Consider the following 19900-nt stretch of genomic DNA (forward strand, 5'->3'; position numbering starts at 1 on the left):
TCTCGGCTAACCTGTATTTTGGGTTTGTGTTGGGTTTTACGGCGTTTTCGTGGAGGTTGGGTTGGTGGGGGGGCGGGGGGGGCGGCGGGCGGTAGGGCGAGGCTCCCCCCCCGGCCGGCGTGGTGGCAATCCGTTCGACATCGAGCCGCGGACGCCGGTTCTCCGGGACAGAGTGCGTTCCACAGGTGGTCGACCGGACAGGCCGTCCCGATGCGGTGTCCGGTTCCGCAGGCTCGGTACTGCGCGGAGGAGCCTCGGGCTCGCGTCGTCGGGGCATCGGAGTATCGGAGTATCGGAGTATCGGGAGCGTACGAACCAGTGGGTCAGCGGCAACCGGGGCGGGAGCGGCAGGGCTGCTGCGCCCGGCCCGTCCGGCCCGTCCGGGTCATTGCGCGGGACGACGCGCTGACGCGGCGTTGTCCCGGGTTCCGAAGTACTGCGCCCACCACGGCCCGTCGGGGCTGCCGAAGTTTACTCCGACACCGATCTCCTTGAACCGGCAGTCCAGAATGTTCGCCCGGTGCCCCGGGCTGCGCATCAGGGCCTGCATCACGTCTGCGGCGGTCGGGTAGCCGCGGGCGATGTTCTCGCCGAGGTTGACCCACTTCTGGTAACCCACCCGTGCGGCTCGGGTGCTGGGCTGCGAACCATCGGGGCCGGTGTGGGACAGGCCGCCGCCTTTGGCCATGACGTCGGCGTACCGCTGGGCGGCGAGGGACAGCGCGGGGCTCACCCGCAGCGACTGGCAACCGGCCGCGGCCCGCTCCTTGTTGACCAGCTTGACCACCTCCGCGGTGGCAGTGGCCTGCTCGGGAGACATCCCCGCAGGCGACTGGGCGGCGGGGCCGGCGGACGGCTTGTCGGCAGGCTTGGCCGACGGCTTGGCCGAGGGCTTGTCCGCGGGTTTGGCCGACGGCTTGTCGGCAGGCTTGGCGGACGGCTGGGAAGACGGCCCGGCGGACGGCTGGGCGGAGGGCCCGGCGGACGGCCCGGCGGACGGCCCGGCGGACGGCCCGGCGGACGGCTGGGAAGACGGCTTCGCAGACGCAGGCGGATCGAACGACGGCAGGGTCGAGGGCTGCACCGACGGCGACGGGGTCGTCTCAGGGGACTGCGGCGCGGACGACGGCTCAGCCGACGGCGCGGCGGAGGACGGTTCGGCGGAAGGCTGGGAGGACGGAGCGTCAGCAACCGGTCCTGAAGGCGCTTGTGAGGGCTTCGCCGCGGACGACGGCTCGGCGGAAGGCCGGGAGGACGGAGCGTCAGCAACCGGTCCTGAAGGCGCTTGTGAGGGCTTCGCCGCGGACGACGGCTCGGCGGAAGGCCGGGAGGACGGCTCAGCCGCCTGCTCGGCGGGCGCTTCGGGCGCCTGCTCGGCGGTCGGCGGCTCGGCGGGCGGCGCGGAGGACGGCTCAGCGGACGGAACCGTAGAGGGCTCCGCGGACGGGCCGGCAGGCTGGTCTGCCGAGTCGGCAGGACGGTCGGCAGCTGACGGCCCGGCAGGCTGGTCGGCCGACGGCGCGGTGGACGGCTCCATGGACGGCTGGGTGGAGGGCTCTGCGGAGGGCTCTGCGGAGGGCTCGGACGTCCCCTCAGACGGCTGCTCCGCATCCGTACGGCTCTCCTGCGGTGCGGAAGGCTCCTCCCCCGGGGGCCGGTCCGCCTGCCGCTCGGGCGTGGATTGCGCCGGGGCCCCAACGGTGCCCCTTTCGGTATGGGTTTGAGGCGGTACCGGGCGGGCCCACGCTGCGGCGGGGATGCCCCAGGTCGCCGCCAGGATGACGGCGGCGGGCACGATGAGCCGCAGCTGCGTTCTGCCGTTCCGGTTCGGATGGCGTCGGAGGACGCGGCGGGACCGCCGTCCTCTGGTTTGGGTGATCATGACGCATCCATACCCGTGGGCCGTTCCCGGCTGACTCGGCGAGAGAGCAGATGGGGCATCAGATCAGATAATTTCACTCCGTCAGACTTCCGCCGCCCGGGCGGCTTCGGCCATCCTCCCTCTCGGTCGAGCGGTCGCGTCAACGGCCGTGTGCCATGGCGGATACGTCGTCCGAGCATCGGCCGCCCGTAGGAACCCGGGCGGCCGACGGTGCGTCAGTGCACGGATTGGCCGCGGCCGATGGCTCGTCAGCGGTGCCGGGGGAACTCCACCACCTGCTGGTAGGTCGGCCGGTTCTGCCAGTGGACGGTGTCGTGGGTGAGCCCGCCGACGGGCCGGTGGACGATCGCGTCGGCGCACCACTGGTCGCCGGCCTTGCAGTCGGCGTCACCCGGATAGATCTCGGCGGCGCTCTTCCCCGCCGCCTGCTTCAGTGCCGTGAGGAGCGTGTCACGGCAGGCGGAGAGGTCCCCATTGCCGCAGTAGGTCCTCGCGAGCTTCCCCTTCACCGGCTGCCCGAGGACCTGTCGCAGGTCCTTGTCGACATAGCTCCACCAGCCGAACTGGAAGGCGGAGCCCGCGTGCGAGCCGGTGGGGCCATGGCCCGCGGAGGGGGACTCGTCGATGCCGAGTCCGGTGCGCAGCGCGTCGTAGAGTTCGCCGCCGAGTCCGGGTTTGAACTCGGCCTCGACCAGAAGGGGCCACCAGGCGTCCATGAGGCGTACGGCATCGGGGTGTGTGTAGGTGCGCGAGCCGGGGGTGCTCTCGCGTCGCTGCGCGCCCGCCGCGAGCCAGGACTCCAGCTGCTCGACTGCGGTGGCGAGCCCAGGGTCGGTGACGGGCTCGCTGCGCAGCACCTTCAGCAGTTCCGGCAGTACGGCCTCGCCGCGCAGATCGGCGAGGGCGGCGTCGCCCATGGCACGGGTGAGCGAGGCCCGTGTCACTCCGCCCTCGGCGACGAGCTTCGCCACCCGGTCGTCCAGCAGATCTCCGCGGTGCACGGAGCCGTTGCCGGCACCCGCTGAGGTGTAGTCGCGTGCCTGCTTGTTGTTCCAGGAGATGTAGTAGTCCTGGTCGACGGAGTGCGGATGCTGTGCGGGCGGGGTGTACGCAGCTGTGTTGGCCGCTGGGTCGAAGTCCCGCCATTCGTACGCCTTTTCGGCGCTGATGGGCAGGGACGGGTCGACTCCTTCGGCCCGTACGGGGTTCAGCCCGCTGTTGTAGTACGCGGTCTGCCGGGAGTCGGCGTAGAACCAGTTGAAGGCGTAGCCGATGTGCTGGGCCGCACGCTGGAAGGACTCCGCGTCGCGCACGTAACCGGGGTCGTTCAGCATCTGGAAGCCGATGATCGAGTCGGCCTCGTGGCGGTAGGTGGAGCGCAGCGAGGTGTACACGACGGGCTTGCCGCGGACGGTCGCGCGGTGCGTCACCGTCCCGTACGCCGTGCGGTACACCTGCATCCGGTACGAGCCGGCGGCCGTGGAGTCGGCCAGGGACGGCTTCCAGGCGTTGCGGCGCTCCAGCTTGTCCATCGGCTCGCAGCGGCCGTCGCGGCGGTAGTGGGTGGCGTCCTCGGTGGGCGCCGAGCCGTCCGGGGAGCAGAGTTCGACCGCGTACGTGTCGGTGATGTCCTGGCCCGCGGAGGTCGCGCTCCAGGCGTAGTCCTGGCCGCGCCCCAGCTGGACGTACAGACCGATGCCCGCGAAGGACGCGCCACGGGCGCTGATGCCCGGGCCCTGGAGCTCCTGGAGCATCAGCAGTTGCGGGGCGAAGTAGCCGGTCTGCGGGCCGAAGACGGCGACCGGGTTGCCGCCGGCGGTGCGCTTGCCGGAGACGAGCAGGGCGTTGGACATCCCGCGCTTCCGGGAGAACAGATCCCCGGGCAGCACCCCCTTGTCGTACATGCCCTGGAGCGGCCTGAGCTTCCGCGGGGCCTTCACCGGGTCCTTCACCGGGGTCTTCCCCTGCTGCGCGGCCGCGCCCTCGCGGTCGTACACCAGCGGCTCGGGGGTGACCGAGCCCGGATCGGGCATGGCGGAGCCGCGTGCCTTCGCGGGTTTGCCCGCGTAGGGGAAGCTGCGGTCGTGGACGGTCAGCACGGCCTCGGGGTCGTTGCGCTGCCGGAAGGACTCCCACACCTCGGTGCCCTCGGTGAGGCCGTACTTCTGCTGCGCGGCGAGCAGCGAGAGCGCGGACTGCACTTCACCGCCGCCGCCGTTGCCGAAGAGCCCTCCGACGACGGAGGCGAGCGCGATCAGGTCGGTGAGCCGGAACGGCGCGATCTCACCGGCGTTGGTGACCGCGTCGATGTGGCCGGTGAGTACGTACTCACCGGGGAAGTAGCGTCCGTTCTTCGACTTCTCCCGGTAGGCGTTGATGCCGTCGATGTACGCCTGCGCGTCGGCCATGGCCTGCTTGCCGCGCTCTCCCCCGGTCGCGATGATCCGGTCGATCTGGCCCTGGAGGTCCTGCTCGGTGTACGGGGCCTGGCGCCAGAAATCCTGCTCCAGGCCCTGGTTGGCCGCCGCGCCACCCGCGAAGGGGGTCAGCTCTCCGCGGCCGATGTGCCGGAACAGGTCCATGATCCAGAGCCGGTCCTGCGCGGCGGCGTATCCGGCGCCGAACTCGGTGCCCTCGCGGGTGGTGCCCTGGATGTGCGGCACGCCGGTCCTGCGGTCACGGGTGATGGTCACATCGGAGCGTGGCCGGGTGACCGATTCGACCTGGTTCTCGGGCACGCCGAAGGAGGAGTCGTTGAAGAATTCGGTCAACTTCTCGTCGGTGAGGGAGGAATGGCCGTCGACGAGGTCGTCGTACCGGCCGAGCTGGTCGGAGCTGTGGGCGGGCCGGGTACCGAGGACGCGGTGGGCGAGGATCTCGGCGAGGGTGGCATTGCCGTTCTGGCCGGGCGGCAGAATGTCGGCGCACTGGTTCCCGCAGAGGTCGGCGCCGGCCTCGCTCTCGCTCTTCCCGGCGCCGGCGGCCTGCGGAACGGCGAGAAGCCCCGCACACAGCGCGAGCAGGGCCGCGGCGGCAAGCGGGCTTCGTGGGCGTATGGATCTGCGGACGGTGGGGCGTGGGGTACGCCGTCGCATTCCTGCTCCTCCCGAAGACGGTGGGCCGGAGGTTACCGCCGGTACGACATGGCTGGAAGATGAACAGCCGTCACCTTTTCCGCATCACCACGCCTTTGGGCTCAGGTGTTCGAGGGATCCAAATCGCTCCGCCGTTCGTCTCACTCTTATCGCCGAAGTACGAGCGACGGAGGTGGCAAGGGATGGCCGGATTCAGAAGTCTCGCGGAGCATGTGCGCGACCCCCGGATCGAGACCCGGCAGCGGCGCACCGCTCTGCGCAAGTGCCTGGAGAAATTCGCCCCGTACGGACACCGCGCGACCTGGCACCATCTGTGCTCCCGGGTCGGGATCGGCGCCGAGGACCGGCAACCCGATCCGGGGCGGCTTGTCGCCGCACTGGCCGAGCTGGAGGAGGCGCGAGCCGTGTGGCTCGCGTACGACGTGGAGTTCGCGGCGCGGCGGAAGCGCGAGAAGCTCGACGGCATCCGTAAGCCGAGCGCCCTCGACGACTGGCACCGCTGCACCTGGGGCGGCTGCGGCATCGCCTGGTGCGACGACCCGCGGGTGCATCCGTCCGGATTCCTGCCGGAGGTGCTGCACCGCCTCATCGCCGCCCTGGAGTCGGAGCCGGGCGCCGGCTGCCCGGTCTGCTCGGACGACCGGATCGTCTGGCGCCGGGGCCTCGACCACCACCCGAGCTCCGGGCCGGTCTGCACGAGATGCGGCATCGTCGTGCCGCAGCCCGTACTGACGGCCGAGGCGCTGGTGGAGGCACAGAGACCCCGCCCCGGGACGCTCGTACTGGCGCCCTGATCCCCGGGGAGCGTCCGGGAGCGACTGCCCCCACAGTCCCCACAGCCCCCACAGCCCTCAACTCCCCCGACCTGATGCCCGGGGGACCGGTTGACCCGGCCCGTTGTCCCAGGCCGGTTGTCCCAGGCCGGTTGTCCCAGGCCGGTTGTCCCAGGCCGGTTGTCCCAGGCCGGTTGTCCGAGCCCGGTTGGAGTCGTCCGAAGGCGGGCCGCGGCCCCCGTTCCCGCAGGTGACCAGTGGGGCTGGTCGTTACCATGGAGTAGTGCGAGGATTCCAGCCCACCTCCCGAGAGGACGGACGGGCATGGCCGAGCTGCACGATCTGACAGCGCTGGAGCAGGCGGAAGCGATCCGGCAGGGGACGCTCTCGCCGGTGGAACTCACCGAGCACTATCTGGGACGCATCGACCAACTGGACGAGACCCTGGGCGCGTTCATCACGCTCACGCCCGCGATGGCCCGCAAGCAGGCCGCCGAAGCGGAGAGCGAGGCCGCTCAGGCCCGGCGCGACGGCAGAGGGCTGTCGCCGCTGCACGGCGTGCCCGTGCCGGTGAAGGACCTCATCCTCGTGGCGGGAGTGCGCTGCACCTTCGGTTCCGAGGCGTTCGTGGACCACATACCGGATGTCGACGACCATGTGGTCGGCAAGCTGCGCGCCGCGGGCACCGTGATGCTCGGCAAGACCAACACCCCCGAGTTCGGGCTCCCCTGCTACACCGAGAGCCGGATCGCTCCCCCGGCCCGCACCCCCTGGGACCTGGACCGGTCGGCCGGCGGGTCGAGCGGCGGCGCCGCGGCCGCGGTGGCGGGCGGTCTCGCGCCGCTGGCGCACGGCAGCGACGGGGGCGGCTCGATCCGCATCCCGTCCTCGGTGTGCGGGCTGTACGGCATCAAGCCGAGCCGGGGCAGGGTCAGCGCGGGCCCTGTGCTGCACGACATCAGCGGACTGAGCACGTCCGGCCCCATCGCCCGGACGGTCGCGGATGCGGCCGCGCTGCTGGACGTGCTCGCCGGGACCATGCCGGGGGATCCGTACGGCGCCCCGACGCTGCCCCCGGGCGAGACGTTCCTCGACCACGCCCGGCGGCGCCCGGTGGACCGGCTGCGGGTGGTCTCGCTCCTCGCTCCGCCCGTTCCCGGCGTGGAGCTGCACCCGGACTGCCGGGCCGCGGCGGCGGACGCGGCGGACCTGCTGCGCGAACTCGGCCACCACGTGGACGAGTTGGAGCTTCCGGCGGACGATTCGATACGGCGCTCGTTCTCGGCGGTCTGGGACGTGATGTCCCTGGCCCGCCCGGTGCCGCCCGGCGCCGAGGGTCTCCTGCTGCCGCTCACCCGCCATCTGCGCGAACGCGGGACCCGGGTCTCGGGGCAGGAGTTCGCCGATGCGATGTACGCGTTCCGGGCGCTCGGCCAGATGATCGAGGACGCGCTGCTGACTCCCGGGGCGGGCTACGACGTGATCCTCACCCCGACGCTGGCCCAGCCCCCCGCTCCGGTCGGGAGCCTGCGCAATGACGCCGACCCAGAGGCCGAGTTCGCGGCCCTGGCCGCCTTCACCCCCTTCACCCCGCTGTACAACGCCACCGGCCAGCCCGCCGTGAGCCTGCCACTGCACTGGACGGACGGCGGGCTGCCGATCGGGGTCATGCTCGGCGGCCGGTACGGCGCGGAGACGACGCTGATCTCGCTCTCCGCCGAGCTGGAGGAGGCGCGTCCGTGGTCCGGGCGACGGCCGGCCGTATGGTGACCGGTCTCCGGTGAGGGGCTGTTCCGAGGGAACGGCCCCTCAACGCGGGGCGTAGGGGCGCGGGGGCGAGCGGCTTGCGGGCGGAAATCAGCGCTTGCGGTCGACGAGCAGCGCCGAGCCGCTCCCCAGCTCACCGCTCCGGTCGTCCGGATTGGACAGCACGCACGTGTCGAGCGACAGACAGCCGCAGCCGATGCAGTCGGTGAGGTGGTCGCGCAGCCTGCCCAGCTGCTGGATCCGCTGGTCCAGCTCCCCGCGCCACGCGTCCGAGAGCCGGGCCCAGTCCTCACGGTTGGGGGTGCGCTCATCGGGGAGCTCGGCGAGCGCGTCCCGGATGGTGGCGAGCGGAATGCCGACGCGCTGGGCGGCCCGGACGAACGCGACCCGGCGTAGCGCGTCACGGTCGTAGCGGCGCTGGTTGCCCGTGGTTCTGCGACTCCTGATCAGCCCCTTGGACTCGTAGAAGTGCAGCGCGGACACGGCTGCGCCGCTGCGGGCGGACAGCTGGCCGACGGTGAGCTCATGAACACGGGTGGGAATCTGGGGCACGAATCAGAAGCCTACGTCGCCCCGAGGGCTTCCGCGGCGGCAGTGATCAGCGGCGGACATTGACAGCGAGGCCACGTCCAACCATGCTGAGCAACTGCTTAGTACGTCGGAGTACGGATGGTCAGTGGAGGTATGGAGATGGCGGAACCCCGGGTCTTCGCATCGCTCGACGAGCTGCGGTCCGCGGTCGGTGAGCAGCTGGGCACCAGTGACTGGCTGGAGATCGACCAGAAGCGGATCGATCTGTTCGCGGACGCGACAGGCGACCACCAATGGATTCATCTGGACCCGGAGAAGGCCGCGGCCGGACCGTTCGGTTCCACGATCGCCCACGGCTATCTCACGCTGTCGCTGCTGCCGGCGCTCGTGCCGCAGCTGATGCGGGTCGAGGGCGTACAGATGAGCATCAACTACGGGGCGAACAAGGTCCGTTTCCCCTCACCCGTGCCGGTCGGCTCGCGGCTGCGGGCGACGGCGACGATCGCCGAGGTGACCGAGGTGTCGGGTGGAGTCCAGCTGGCGACGGTCGTCACGATCGAGCGCGAGGGCGGCGAGAAGCCGGTCTGTGTCGCGGAGACGCTCAGCCGCTTCTACCTCTGACGGCTGCCACGGGCGCTACGGCTTCTACGGCTGCCGGGGGGCGGTGACCATGCGCAGGACGAGGTCGGCATACAGCTCGCCGACCTCGTCGGGCGTACGCCGGCCGTCCGCGGTGAACCAGCGGGCCACGTCGATGCAGAGCGACAGCACGGCGAGTGTGGTCCCCGGGATGTCGGGGACGTCGAAGTCGCCCGTCGCCACACCGTCCTGGATGATCGACCGCACCGTGCGGTCGACCTCACGGCGCAGCGCGACGATCTCCGCGTAGTGCTCCTCGCCGAGCGCCCCCAGCTCGTACTGGACCACGCGCGCGGTGGTGTGGCGCTGGGCGTGCCAGCGGACGAAGGAGCGTACGGCCGTCGCGAGCCGCTCGGCCGGGGTTCCCTCGCCCGCCGCGGCCTCCTGGAGGATACCGAGCGAGAGACGGTGGCCGACGCTGCTGATCTGGAAGAGCAGCTCTTCCTTGGTCTTGTAGTGGATGTAGAGGGCGGCCGGGCTCATGCCGGCGCGGCCCGCGATGTCGCGGGTGGTGGTCGCGTGATAGCCGCGCTCGGCGAAGGCCTGGACGGCTGCGACCACCAGCCGCCTGGCCGCGTCAGGGGCGATCTCGGCCCACTGCTCGGTCTGCTGCACCTCGGTGCCCATCGCCAACCACGTCCCGTTCTCCCGGCTCGCGGACTCTCCGCCGACGGGACGAACACCATACCTCGAAGCTGAGCAAGCGCTTAGGGCCGTCCGGTCGATCGGGCCGGACAGGGGCGGGCCAGGGCGGCGGCGGACGGGACCGGCGCGATCGGCCGGACGGACCCCGGGCGCGGGGGCGGGAGGGCGCGGACGGGGCCGGCTGGGCAGGGAGCGCGGCGGACGGGAGGGCCAGCCGTTCAGAAGGCGGAGACGCCGGTCAGCGCACGCCCGATGAGCAGCTTCTGGATCTGGCTGGTGCCTTCGTAGAGGGTCATCACCCGGGCGTCCCGCAGCAGCTTGCCCGCGGGGTACTCGTCGATGTAGCCGTAGCCGCCGAAGACCTGGAGGGCATTGTTGGCGCAGCGCACCGCGGCCTCGCTCGCGTACAGCTTGGCGACGGAGGACTCGGTCGCGAACGGCAGCCCGCGCTCGATGTGGTCGGCGACCCGCCAGGTCAGCATCCGGGCGGCGTCGACGTCCACCGCGATGTCGGCGATCAGCTCCTGGACGAGCTGGTGGTGGGCGATCGGCCGGCCGAACTGCTCGCGCTCGCCGGCGTACCCCACGGCCGCGTCCAGACAGGCCTGCGCTATGCCGACACAGCCCGCCGCGACCGACATCCGGCCCTTGGCGAGCGCCGACATGGCGACGGAGAAGCCCTTGCCCTCGGGGGCGATCATGGCGGAGGCGGGGACCCGGACGCCGTCGAGGACCAGCTCGGCGGTGGCCTGACCGCGCAGCCCGAGCTTGCCGTGGATCTCGCGACGGGTGAGGCCCGCGGTGCCGGTGGGGACGAGGAAGGCGCTGATGCCCTGATGGCCGGGTGCGCTGCCGGTACGGGCGAAGAGCAGCACGACATCCGCCCACGTGCCGTTGGTGATGAACATCTTGCTGCCGTCGATCACATAGGCGTCGCCGTCGCGGACCGCCCGCGTGGTGAGGTTCGCGGCGTCGGAGCCGGTGCCGGGCTCGGTGAGGCCGAAGCAGCCGACGGCCTCGCCGGAGCAGAGCCCCGGGAGCCACGCCTGCTTCTGCTCCTCGCTCCCCCACGCGGCGATCGACTTGGCGACCAGGCCGAGCGATACGGACAGGATGCCGCGGACCGCGGAGTCTCCCCGCCCCAGCTCCTCGGTGACCAGGGCGTACGCGAGGTGGTCGCCACCGGAGCCGCCGTACTCCTCGGGGATCGTGAGCCCCAGGAAGCCCAGCTCCCCCAGCTGCTTCACGATGCCTCGGTCGACGCTCTCCGCCCGGTCCCACTCCACGACGTTCGGGGTGATCTCGCGGTCGGTGAATTCCCTGGCGAGGCGGCGGACGGCGGTCTGCTCCTCGGTGAGCTCAAGGTTCACGGCGCACCTTTCATCCACTAAATTAGCAGTGCTAGTTTCTTGGGCTCTACTATGTGCCGCATGGCGCGACCCCGCAAGCCCCTGCTCAGCCGTGACCGCATCGTCGCGACGGCCCTCGCGTTGGTCGACGCGGAGGGCCTGGACGCGGTGTCGACCCGTCGGCTGGCGGCCGAGCTCGGCGTGAGCGGGCCTTCGCTCTACAACCACTTCAAGGTCAAGGACGAGATCCTGGACGCGGTCGCGGACAAGGTCGTCGGCCAGGTCGATCTGTCGATGTTCGACGGTGGCACCGAGTGGCGGGCCGCACTTCTGGAGTGGGGGCGCTCCTACCGGGCGGCGCTCACCGCGCACCCCAACATCGTGCCCTTCCTCGCCCGGGGCCCCGGCCGCCGCCCGACCGGGCTGCGGATGGCGGACGCCGTGTTCGGCGCGATGGTCGACGCCGGCTGGCCGCACGCCCAGGCCACCCGGATCGGCGCGCTGATGCGCTACTTCGTCGCGGGCTCGGCGCTCGGCTCGTTCGCCCGCGGCTTCGTCGACGACGCGACGGCGTACGACCCGGAGGACTACCCCCACCTCGGCCAGGCCCACCTGCTGGCCGAGCATCAGCAGCAGGTCGACGAGGGCGCATTCGAAACAGGCCTCACGGCGCTGGTGGACGGGCTGGCGCTGCAGTACGAGCGGCTGCGGCCGGCCTGAGGTCCGCCCGGGGGCTGCCGAACGGACGCCGTACGTGCCGCACGATGGCGGCCCCCGGGACCCGCACGAAGGAGCCCCGGAGCGCCGCCGACAGGCTCTAGAAGACCACCAGCGCGCGGCCTCCGCGGCCCGCGAGCATGGCGTCGAAGGCGGCCGGGATGCCGTCGAGGCCGATCCGGTCGGTGACCATGGCGCCGAGGTCGAGCCGGGCCTCACGTATGTGCTCGGCGAGGACCGGGAGATCCCGCGCCGGGTCGCAGTTGCCGTAGACGCAGCCCGAGAGCGTACGGCCGAAGTGGAAGATCTCCAGGGCGGAGAAGGAGACCAGTTCGTCCTTGCCGCCGATGCCGACGACAGTGGTACGGCCGCCGCGACGTGTGGAGTCCCAGGCGGCGCGGATCGTCTCCGCACGGCCCACGCACTCGACCGCGACGTCCGCGCCGTGCCCGCCGGTGAGCTTGCGGATACGCTTCGCGGTGCCGTCGGCCGCGACCAGGAAGTCGGTGGCACCCGCGGCGCGGGCCAACTCCTCCTTCCCGGGGGAGACGTCGACGGCCACCACGGCACCGGCTCCGGCGATACGGGCCGCCTGGATCACGGCGAGGCCGACACCGCCGATGCCGAAGACCGCCACGGACTCGCCGCCGCGCACCTTCGCCGAGTGGTGGATCGCGCCGTAGCCGGTGAGGACGGCACAGCCGAGCAGGGCGGCGTCCGTGAGCGGCACCCCGGCCGGCAGCGGCAGCACGGCCCGCATCGGCACGACGGTCTCCTCCGCGAAGACGGCGCTGCTCAGGCCGGGGTACAGCTCCCGGCCGTCGGCGGTACGGGCGTACGGTGCGCCCGCGCCCGCCATGGCGTTGGCGCACAGCCAGGGCTCGCCCAGGCCGCAGTAGTGGCAGCTCCCGCACGCAGGCGCCCAGTTGATGACGACCGCGTCGCCGGGGGACACACCGGCGACATCCTCGCCGACCGCGGTGACGGTGCCCGCGCCCTCGTGGCCGAGGACGGCGGGGACAGGCTGGCGCAGCGTGCCGTTCGCGAGGGACAGATCGGAGTGGCACACCCCGGCTGCGGCGAGCCGTACGCGCACCTGGCCGGGGCCGGGCCGGGGCAGATCGATCTCGGTCAGCTCCAGCGGAGCACCGACGGCGGGCAGTACGGCGGCACGGATCACGGTTTCTCCGAAAGTAGTCGGGGCGGCTTCGGGGGGCGGTGCTTGGCGGGGCGGTTCGGCAGGGCGGTTCGCGGTGTCGGCCCGCCCTGGCACCGACCGGCCCGCGGCGGACGGGCCGTGCCGGGGAAAACGCCCCCAATGACGCGGCGGGACCGGCCGTACCGGACGGGCCGCTCGGACGGATCGGCGTCGTAGGCCGGGCGGGAACGGGGACGGGGCGGGAACGGGGCGGGCGCAGGGACGGGGCCGCCGTACCGGGGTGGCTCGGCGGCCGGTGCCGGACGACCGGTGCCCGCCGTGCGTACGACGACTCGAACCGGCGGGCGGCCGGGACCGGTTCCGGCCCCGGTCCCGGCACAGCCGCCGGGTCAGAACTGCAGCGACTTGGTCTGGAGATATTCGGCCAGGCCATGCGCGCCCAACTCACGGCCCACGCCGGACTGCTTGTAGCCGCCGAAGGGCGCGAGCGGGTTGAAGCGGCCGCCGTTGATGTCGACCTGGCCGGTGTCGAGCCGGCGGGCGAAGGCGACGGCCTCGTCCTCGTCGTCCGACCAGACCGCTCCCGCGAGTCCGTACACCGTGCCGTTGGCGATGCGCAGGGCGTCCTCCTCGTCCTCGTACTTCAGGATCACGATGACCGGGCCGAAGATCTCCTCCTGGGCGATGGTCATCTCGGGGGTGACGTCGGCGAAGACGGTCGGGCGGACGTAGTAGCCGCTCTCGCGGCCCTCCGGGACATCGGGGCCGCCGACGACGATACGGGCGCCCTCCGCCGCGCCGCGCTCGATGTAGCCGCGCACGCGGTCGCGCTGCTTGGCGTTGACGACCGGGCCGAGGCGGCTGACGCCGTCGTGCGGATCACCGGGCACGTACTTCGCGGCCGCCTCCGCGGCCAGCTCCACCGCCTCGTCGTAGCGCGCCGCGTCCACCAGCATCCGGGTCCAGGCGCTGCACGTCTGCCCGGAGTTGGAGAAGACGTTGGCGACCCCGACCTTGACCGCCCGGGCCAGGTCCGCGCTCGGGAGGATGACATTGGCGGACTTCCCGCCGAGTTCGAGGGCGACCCGCTTGACCGCCGCGCCGGCCGTGGCGCCGATCCGCTTGCCGACGGCCGTGGAGCCGGTGAAGGAGACCAGGTCCACGTCTTCGTGCCCGGCCAGGGCCTGCCCGGCGACCGGACCGAGGCCGGTGACGAGGTTGAACACCCCGGCCGGCAGGCCCGCCTCGTGCACGGCTTCCGCGAACAGCTGGGCGACCAGCGGTGTGTCCTCGGCGGGCTTGAGGACGACGGTGCAGCCCGCGGCGAGCGCGGGCCCGACCTTGGCGACGATCTGGTGGAGCGGGTAGTTCCAGGGGGTGATCGCGCCGACGACCCCAACCGGCTCGTGCAGCACGGTGGAGTTGCCGACCTTCTCCTCGAAGGCGTGGGAGGCGGCGAGCACGGCGTACGAACCCGCGACCGCGATCGGCAGATCGGCGTGCACGGCCTGGGCGAAGCCGAGCGGTGCCCCCAACTCCGCGGTGACCGTGACAGCGATCTCGTCGCGGCGGTCGGCGAGCGCGTCGCGCAGCGCGGTGAGACGGGCCGCGCGCTCGGCGGGCGGGGTGGCGGCCCAGCCGGGGAAGGCGGCGCGGGCCGCTCGTACGGCGGCGTCCACGTCCTCCGCGGTGCCGGCCGGGACGACTCCGATGACCTGCTCGTCGGCCGGGTTCACCACCTCGATCGTGTCCGTGCCGGCGGACGGCCGCCAGCCCCCGTCGATGTACATCCCGTCGTGGGCCTTCATCGCACCTCCTGGAATGAGCTCGTTCGCGACTGCTCCGTCACGACCCCCAAACTAGCGGTGGTAGTTTTTGGACACCAGAGCGGGTCCGCGCCGCGGGCCGAGGGGTGCGTCGAGTCCGGCCTCCTTGTCGGAGCCGGTCGCCCGGTCCCGGCTTCCCGCCCACGAGGTCGCACGGCGGATCACACCCGCTTCCCCGTGCCCATCCCCGTCCCCGCCCCCCTGGAAGTGGAGGAGGCGGTATCGGTCGGCGAGCCGGTCGTGGAATTCTCGCACCGCCGGCTTCCGAGTGCTACGAGGCCGGGGCCCGCGGCAGGGCGGGCGGCAGTGACGGCCGAGGCGAGCAGCAGACCTGCCAGCATGACGAACGGCGCTGCCGCGCCGGCGGCCCCCGCCAGCAGGCCGGCCGCGGCGGGGGCGGCGACCTGGCCGAGGCGATTGCCGGTCAGCCGCAGCGCGAGCGCGGTGCTACGGGCCTCCTCCGGGGCGGCCTGCACCACCGTCGTCATGGACAGCGGCTGGCCGACCCCCAGGCAGAAGCCGAGGGCGGTGAGCAGGATGCCGAGCACCCAGGCGGGGACGGGCGCCGCGATGCCCGCGCAGAGCAGGGCGGCCGCGAGGCAGCCGGCGGCGAGCAGGGCCGTACGGCCGAGGAGCCGGATCATCGGGGTCATGACGAGGCGGCAGGCGATGGTGGCGGCGGCCCGCAGGCTGAGGAGCAGGCCGATCGTCGCCGGGGCGATGCCGCGGTGCTCGCCGACGACCGGGAGGTAGGCGGTGAGGACGTCGGTGGCGGAGAGGACGGCGAGGCTGGTGAAGATGCCGGCGGTCACACCCCGGGTGCGGAGGATCCGGTGGACGGGCACCCGCGCCGGATGCCCGGTCGTCGTACGGCTGGGCATGGCCGCGCGGTGCTCGATCCGCCAGAGCGAGATGACGGCGAAGGCGGCGGCCGCGCCGGCGGCCAGGAGCGCGACGGCACTGGTACGGGCCATGGCTCCGCTGTGTCCCGAGACGAGCAGGCCCGTGGAGATCGGACCCGCGAGCTGGCCGAGGGAGGCGCCGATGGTGAAGTGGCCGAAGTTGCGGTCCTGTTCGGCCGGCGCGCTCTGACGGGCCACGATGCTCTGCGCGCCGATGACAAAGGAGAGATGGCCCAGGCCCATGACTCCGCTCCACGCGGCCATCGCGCCGAGCGACCCCGCCGTACCGCTGAGGGCGCAGCCGCCCGCGATCAGCGCGACGCCGGCCGGGAGCAGCGGGGCGCACCGCCCGTGGTCGGTCCGCCGGCCGAGGGGGACGGCGGCGAACAGCGGCAGCAGCGCGTAGACGGCCGCGATGACGCCCACGGCCCGGGCGTCGGCGCCCAGCGCGAGGGCCCGGTAGGAGACGGCGGGCCGGGCCATGCTCACCGCTCCTTGCGCGAACGCGAAGGCGATGATCAGCCGCAGCAGCCAGCCCCTACCGGGCCTGATGTCCGACACCGGTTCGGACACTCCTCTCCGTCAGATGATTCCGAACAGCAGGCCCGCGCCGAGCACCACCAGGGAGGTGAGTGCGGCCCACTTGACGGTGAACTTGGTGTGGTCGCCGAATTCGACCTTCGCCATGCCGACGAGCACGTAGACGGCGGGGACGAGCGGGCTGGACATGTGGAGCGCCTGGCCGACGAGCGAGGCGCGGGCGATCTCGATGGGGGCGACGCCGTGGGCGGCTCCGGCTTCGGCGAGGATCGGGACGATGCCGAAGTAGAAGCCGTCGTTGGACATGAAGTAGGTGAACGGGAGGCTCAGGATGCCCGTCACCAGGCCCATGTGCGGGCCCATGCCGTCCGGGATGGCGCCGACGACGGCGCGGGCCATCTCCTCGACCATGCCGGTTCCGGTGAGGACACCGGTGAAGACGGCGGCGGCGAAGACCATGCCGGCCACATTGAGCACGTTCTCGGAGTGGGCCGCGATACGGGCCTTCTGGTCGGGAATGTGCGGGAAGTTGACGGTCAGCGCGATCGCGGCACCGAGCAGGAACAGCACCGGGATGGGCAGCGTCTGCATGATCAGCAGGACGAGCAGTGCGGCGGTCAGCAGGGCGTTGAACCAGTAGAGCTTGGGGCGCAGGGTGGCCCGCTGGGGGTCCAGCACCACGGAGTTCTCTTCGGGCTCGTCGTCCGCGTCGGTGCCGGATCCGGAAGTACCGGTGCTTTTGCCGGTCGTGGAGGTGGATCCGTCGCCCGCGCCCGTACCGCCGCCGGCGCCGGTACCCGCGCCCGTACCGGTACCTGCACCCACGAGCACCTGCTCGGTCTCGGGCTCTTCCGTCTGCTCGAGCGTCAGCGAGCCCAGGCGCTTGCGCTCACGCAGGCCGAGGAAGTAGGCGAGGCAGAAGACGAAGACCAGGCCGACGGCGAGCGCCGGGATCATCGGGACGAAGATGTCGCCGGCGTCCAGCTTGAGCGCGGTGGCGGCGCGGGCGGTCGGACCGCCCCAGGGCACGGTGTTCATCACGCCGTTGGCGGTGGCGGCGACACCGGTCATCACCACGAGGCTCATCTTCAGCCGCCGGTAGAGCGGCAGCAGCGCCGAGACGGTGATCATGAAGGTGGTGGAGCCGTCACCGTCGAGCGAGACGATCGCGGCGAGCACGGCGGTGCCGATCACCACGCGCAGCGGGTCGGCTTTGCAGAACCGCAGGATGACCCGGACGATCGGGTCGAAGAGGCCGACGTCGATCATCACGCCGAAGTACACGATGGCGAACATCAACATCGCGGCCGTGGGCGCCAGTTCGCCGATGCCGTCGAGGACATAGTCCCCGAGCTTTGCACCTTGGCCGACAAGGACGCAGAACAGCGCGGGAATCAGGACCAGCGCCGCCATCGGGGTCATTTTCTTGGTCATGATCAGCGCCAGGAATGCGGCAATCATGACAAATCCAAGGATTGTCAGCATGTGGATACCTATCAGTCGCCCGTGCACTCCACCGTGGGGTTCGGCGGTTCGGATGACCGTAGGTGGCGAAACTTCGCGTCAACAAGGCCTTGACGTATGAGCAATAAGCGCAAAATCCCAGGTCAATGAGGTACGGCTCAGAGGTGGACGTCATCGGCACGTGGAATAGCCCGACTGAGCCCGCCGCCCTTTCCCGCGCACTCGCCGAAGGCGACAGGCGCCCCTGCGAGCGCACCAAACGCTTTCCGGGCCGGGCCCTTGCGTGCGGCGCTCAGGGCGGGCTTTGCCCGACGGGCGTTACCCGACGGGCGCCACCTGGACCGGGAAGCCGTTGAGAACCGCGGTACCGGAGAGCGGGTCGAGGAGGCTGCCGTCGAGCAGCTGGTTCACATTCGCTCCGGCGTCGGCCGCCGCGACGGTGAGCCGGGTGCCGGGCCGGTTGTGGCCCCATCCGTGCGGCAGGCTCACGACCCCGGCTCGTACGGATTCGGTCACCTCGACCGGCACCTCCAGCTCCCCGCCGTCCCCCTTCACCCGTGCCGCCCCGCCGTGGGTCAGGCCGAGCCGGGCCGCGTCCTGCGGGTGGACCTGGAGGGTGCAGCGGTTGCTGCCGCCCGCGAGCGCGGGCACGTTGTGCATCCAGCTGTTGTTGGAGCGCAGATGACGACGCCCGACGAGGACGAGGCCCGCCGGACGATCGGCCAGAGCCTGGTGCAGCCTCGTCACATCGGCGGCGATGGGCTCCGGGCACAGCTCGACCTTGCCGCTGCGGGTCCTGAGTACCTGCGAGATACGCGGGGCCATCGGGCCGAGGTCGATGCCGTGCGGGTGAGCCAGCAGCTTCTCCAGGCTCAGGCCGTCCGTCCCCGAGCCGTCGCCGTCGCCGGCGGGGTCCGCGTCACCGTCCGTGTCGGAGACCGCGGCGCCGAACCCGTCCCCGTACGGACCGAGGCGCAGCATGAGGTCGAGCCGCCGCTCGGCGCCGGTGCGGCCGGTGAGCTGCGCCGCGAGCTCCTCGGGGGCGCGGCCGTACACGGGTGAGTGCGGGTCGGCGACAGCCTTGCCGAGGGCACTGTCGATGGCCAGGGTGTCGACGGCCTCCGGGTCGGCGCCGTGCATACCGCTCACACACAGCACGAGACGGGCCAGGATCTCGCACTCGTCGGGCCGGCCCTCCGGCAGCGGAACGGCCGGAGGTGAGTAGCGGGCCTGGTTGCGTACGGCGAAGTTGTTGAACACGAAGTCGTGGTGCGGGGTCTGCGAGGGGCGGGTGGGGGGCAGCACCACGTGCGCGTGCCGGGAGGTCTCGTTCAGATACGGGTCGACGCTGACCATGAATTCGGCGTCGGCCAGGGCCCGGTCGAGCCGGTCGCCGTCCGGCGCGGAGAGCACGGGGTTGGCCGCGACGGCGATCACCGCGCGGACCTTGGCCTCGCCCGGGGTGTCGATCTCCTCAGCGAGCGCGGCGAGGGGCAGCTCGCCCTTGGCCTCAGGGTGACCGCTGACCCGGCTGTGCCAGCGGCCGAGGTCGAAGCCCTTGCCGGGGCCTGCGGGACGGGGGGCGCGGGCGGTGGCTGCGAGCGGGAACATCGCGCCGCCGGGCCGGTCGAGGTTGCCGGTGAGGGTGTTGAGCACATCGACGAGCCAGTTGGCGATGGTGCCGAACTCGACGGTCGAGCTGCCGACCCGTCCGTAGACGGCCGCGGTGGGGGCGGCGGCCAGCTCCCGGGCCATCTCCCTGATCTCATCGGCCGAGACGTCGCACGGGACCGCCACCGCCTCCGGGGTGAAGTCGGCTGTGACGGAGCGGACTTCGGCCACCCCGTCAACGCAGTCCTCGAGCACGCCGAGGTCCACCAGGTCCTCGGCGAAGAGCACCTGGACGAGCGCGGCCAGCAGCAGGGCGTCCGTACCGGGGCGTACCGGTACATGCCGGTCGGCGAGCTTGGCGGTACGGGTGCGGCGCGGGTCGATGACGGTGAGGGTGCCACCGCGCCGGCGCAGCGCCTTGAGGCGGCCGGGGAAGTCGGGGGCGGTGCAGAGGCTGCCGTTGGAGTCGAGCGGGTTGGCGCCGATGAGCAGCAGGTGGTCGGTGCGGTCGAGGTCGGGCACCGGGATGGCGAAGGGGTCGCCGAAGAGCAGACCGCTGGAGACGTGCTTGGGCATCTGGTCGACGGTGCTGGCGGTATAGAGGTTGCGGGTGCGCAGCGCGCCGAGGAGGAGGGGCGGGTAGAGCGCTCCGGCCAGCGTGTGCACGGTGGGGTTGCCGAGGACGACCGCCACGGAGTCCGGGCCGTAACTCTCGATCAGCGGCCGCAGCCCGGCGGCGACCGCGTCGAACGCCTCCTCCCAGCTCGCTTCCTCCAGCTGTCCGTCGCGGCGGACGAGCGGCCGGGAGAGGCGGTCCGGGTCGCCGTCGAGCTCGCCGAAGGCGGCGCCCTTGGGGCAGATGAAGCCGGAGCTGAAGATGTCCTCGCGGTCGCCGCGGGCGCTGGTGACCCGGTCTCCGTCGATCGTCAGGGTGAGGCCGCAGGTGGCTTCGCAGAGCGGGCAGATACGCAGGGCGGTACGGCTCATCAGGTCCCTCCCG

The 19900-nt window shown here is 72.0% G+C and carries 16 protein-coding genes; 5 read left to right on the forward strand and 11 right to left on the reverse strand.

Features of this window, described 5'->3' with window-relative positions; translation table 11 throughout:
* Positions 1–385 precede the first annotated feature (385 nt).
* Positions 386–820, reverse strand: a complete 435-nt coding sequence (locus tag ABZW18_RS07535; RefSeq protein ID WP_356183476.1) for a CAP domain-containing protein — start codon at positions 818–820, stop codon at positions 386–388.
* Positions 821–917: 97 nt separating this feature from the next.
* On the opposite strand from ABZW18_RS07535, the gene ABZW18_RS07540 reads away from it, so the two are divergent.
* Positions 918–1724 carry a hypothetical protein gene (locus ABZW18_RS07540; protein WP_356183479.1) on the forward strand — a complete coding sequence of 269 codons (807 nt, stop codon included), beginning with the start codon at positions 918–920 and terminating at the stop codon, positions 1722–1724.
* Positions 1725–2130: 406 nt separating this feature from the next.
* Here the strand turns inward: ABZW18_RS07540 and ABZW18_RS07545 are convergent, their stop codons facing one another.
* Positions 2131–4977 (reverse strand): penicillin acylase family protein, encoded by a 2847-nt coding sequence (locus ABZW18_RS07545; protein ID WP_356183482.1) that lies wholly within the window; start codon positions 4975–4977, stop codon positions 2131–2133.
* Between the two features lie 182 nt (positions 4978–5159).
* On the opposite strand from ABZW18_RS07545, the gene ABZW18_RS07550 reads away from it, so the two are divergent.
* Together ABZW18_RS07550 and ABZW18_RS07555 are read left to right on the forward strand one after the other, a co-directional pair.
* Positions 5160–5771 (forward strand): hypothetical protein, encoded by a 612-nt coding sequence (locus tag ABZW18_RS07550; protein WP_356183485.1) that lies wholly within the window; start codon positions 5160–5162, stop codon positions 5769–5771.
* 303 nt (positions 5772–6074) lie between these two features.
* Positions 6075–7520, forward strand: a complete 1446-nt coding sequence (locus ABZW18_RS07555) for an amidase (RefSeq protein WP_356183488.1) — start codon at positions 6075–6077, stop codon at positions 7518–7520.
* Between the two features lie 87 nt (positions 7521–7607).
* Here the strand turns inward: ABZW18_RS07555 and soxR are convergent, their stop codons facing one another.
* A complete protein-coding gene (gene soxR, locus ABZW18_RS07560) occupies positions 7608–8069 on the reverse strand; it encodes a redox-sensitive transcriptional activator SoxR (RefSeq protein WP_356183491.1) in 462 nt (153 codons plus the stop codon).
* 138 nt (positions 8070–8207) lie between these two features.
* Here soxR and ABZW18_RS07565 point away from each other — a divergent pair, with 138 nt between their 5' ends.
* Positions 8208–8669: a MaoC family dehydratase gene (locus tag ABZW18_RS07565; RefSeq protein ID WP_356183493.1), complete on the forward strand. Its 462-nt coding sequence runs from the start codon at positions 8208–8210 to the stop codon at positions 8667–8669.
* A 24-nt stretch (positions 8670–8693) separates the two neighbouring features.
* Here the strand turns inward: ABZW18_RS07565 and ABZW18_RS07570 are convergent, their stop codons facing one another.
* Both ABZW18_RS07570 and ABZW18_RS07575 read right to left on the reverse strand, forming a co-directional pair.
* Positions 8694–9314, reverse strand: a complete 621-nt coding sequence (locus tag ABZW18_RS07570; protein ID WP_356183496.1) for a TetR/AcrR family transcriptional regulator — start codon at positions 9312–9314, stop codon at positions 8694–8696.
* Positions 9315–9550: 236 nt separating this feature from the next.
* Positions 9551–10702, reverse strand: a complete 1152-nt coding sequence (locus ABZW18_RS07575) for an acyl-CoA dehydrogenase family protein (protein WP_356183498.1) — start codon at positions 10700–10702, stop codon at positions 9551–9553.
* Positions 10703–10762: 60 nt separating this feature from the next.
* Between ABZW18_RS07575 and ABZW18_RS07580 the strand changes: the two genes are divergently transcribed.
* Positions 10763–11401: a TetR/AcrR family transcriptional regulator gene (locus ABZW18_RS07580; RefSeq protein ID WP_356183501.1), complete on the forward strand. Its 639-nt coding sequence runs from the start codon at positions 10763–10765 to the stop codon at positions 11399–11401.
* Positions 11402–11498: 97 nt separating this feature from the next.
* Here ABZW18_RS07580 and ABZW18_RS07585 read toward each other — a convergent pair whose 3' ends face one another.
* The 6 genes from ABZW18_RS07585 to ABZW18_RS07610 form a co-directional block, all read right to left on the reverse strand.
* Complete coding sequence (locus tag ABZW18_RS07585; RefSeq protein ID WP_356183503.1) at positions 11499–12578, reverse strand: Zn-dependent alcohol dehydrogenase; 1080 nt, start codon at positions 12576–12578, stop codon at positions 11499–11501.
* A gap of 368 nt (positions 12579–12946) precedes the next feature.
* A complete protein-coding gene (locus ABZW18_RS07590) occupies positions 12947–14365 on the reverse strand; it encodes an aldehyde dehydrogenase family protein (protein WP_356183506.1) in 1419 nt (472 codons plus the stop codon).
* A 51-nt stretch (positions 14366–14416) separates the two neighbouring features.
* Positions 14417–14548 (reverse strand): hypothetical protein, encoded by a 132-nt coding sequence (locus ABZW18_RS07595; protein ID WP_356183509.1) that lies wholly within the window; start codon positions 14546–14548, stop codon positions 14417–14419.
* The gene (locus ABZW18_RS07600) at positions 14545–15837 is read right to left on the reverse strand and encodes an MFS transporter (protein WP_356183686.1); all 1293 of its coding nucleotides are present in this window, start codon (positions 15835–15837) and stop codon (positions 14545–14547) included. The genes ABZW18_RS07595 and ABZW18_RS07600 overlap by 4 nt, the downstream gene beginning before the upstream one ends.
* A gap of 30 nt (positions 15838–15867) precedes the next feature.
* On the reverse strand, positions 15868–17310 hold the full coding sequence (locus ABZW18_RS07605) for a citrate:proton symporter (protein ID WP_356183512.1): 1443 nt from the start codon (positions 17308–17310) through the stop codon (positions 15868–15870).
* A gap of 297 nt (positions 17311–17607) precedes the next feature.
* Positions 17608–19887: a molybdopterin-dependent oxidoreductase gene (locus tag ABZW18_RS07610; RefSeq protein ID WP_356183515.1), complete on the reverse strand. Its 2280-nt coding sequence runs from the start codon at positions 19885–19887 to the stop codon at positions 17608–17610.
* Positions 19888–19900 lie beyond the last annotated feature (13 nt).

Source organism: Streptomyces sp. NPDC004647 (assembly GCF_040609575.1).
Classification (GTDB): domain Bacteria; phylum Actinomycetota; class Actinomycetes; order Streptomycetales; family Streptomycetaceae; genus Streptomyces.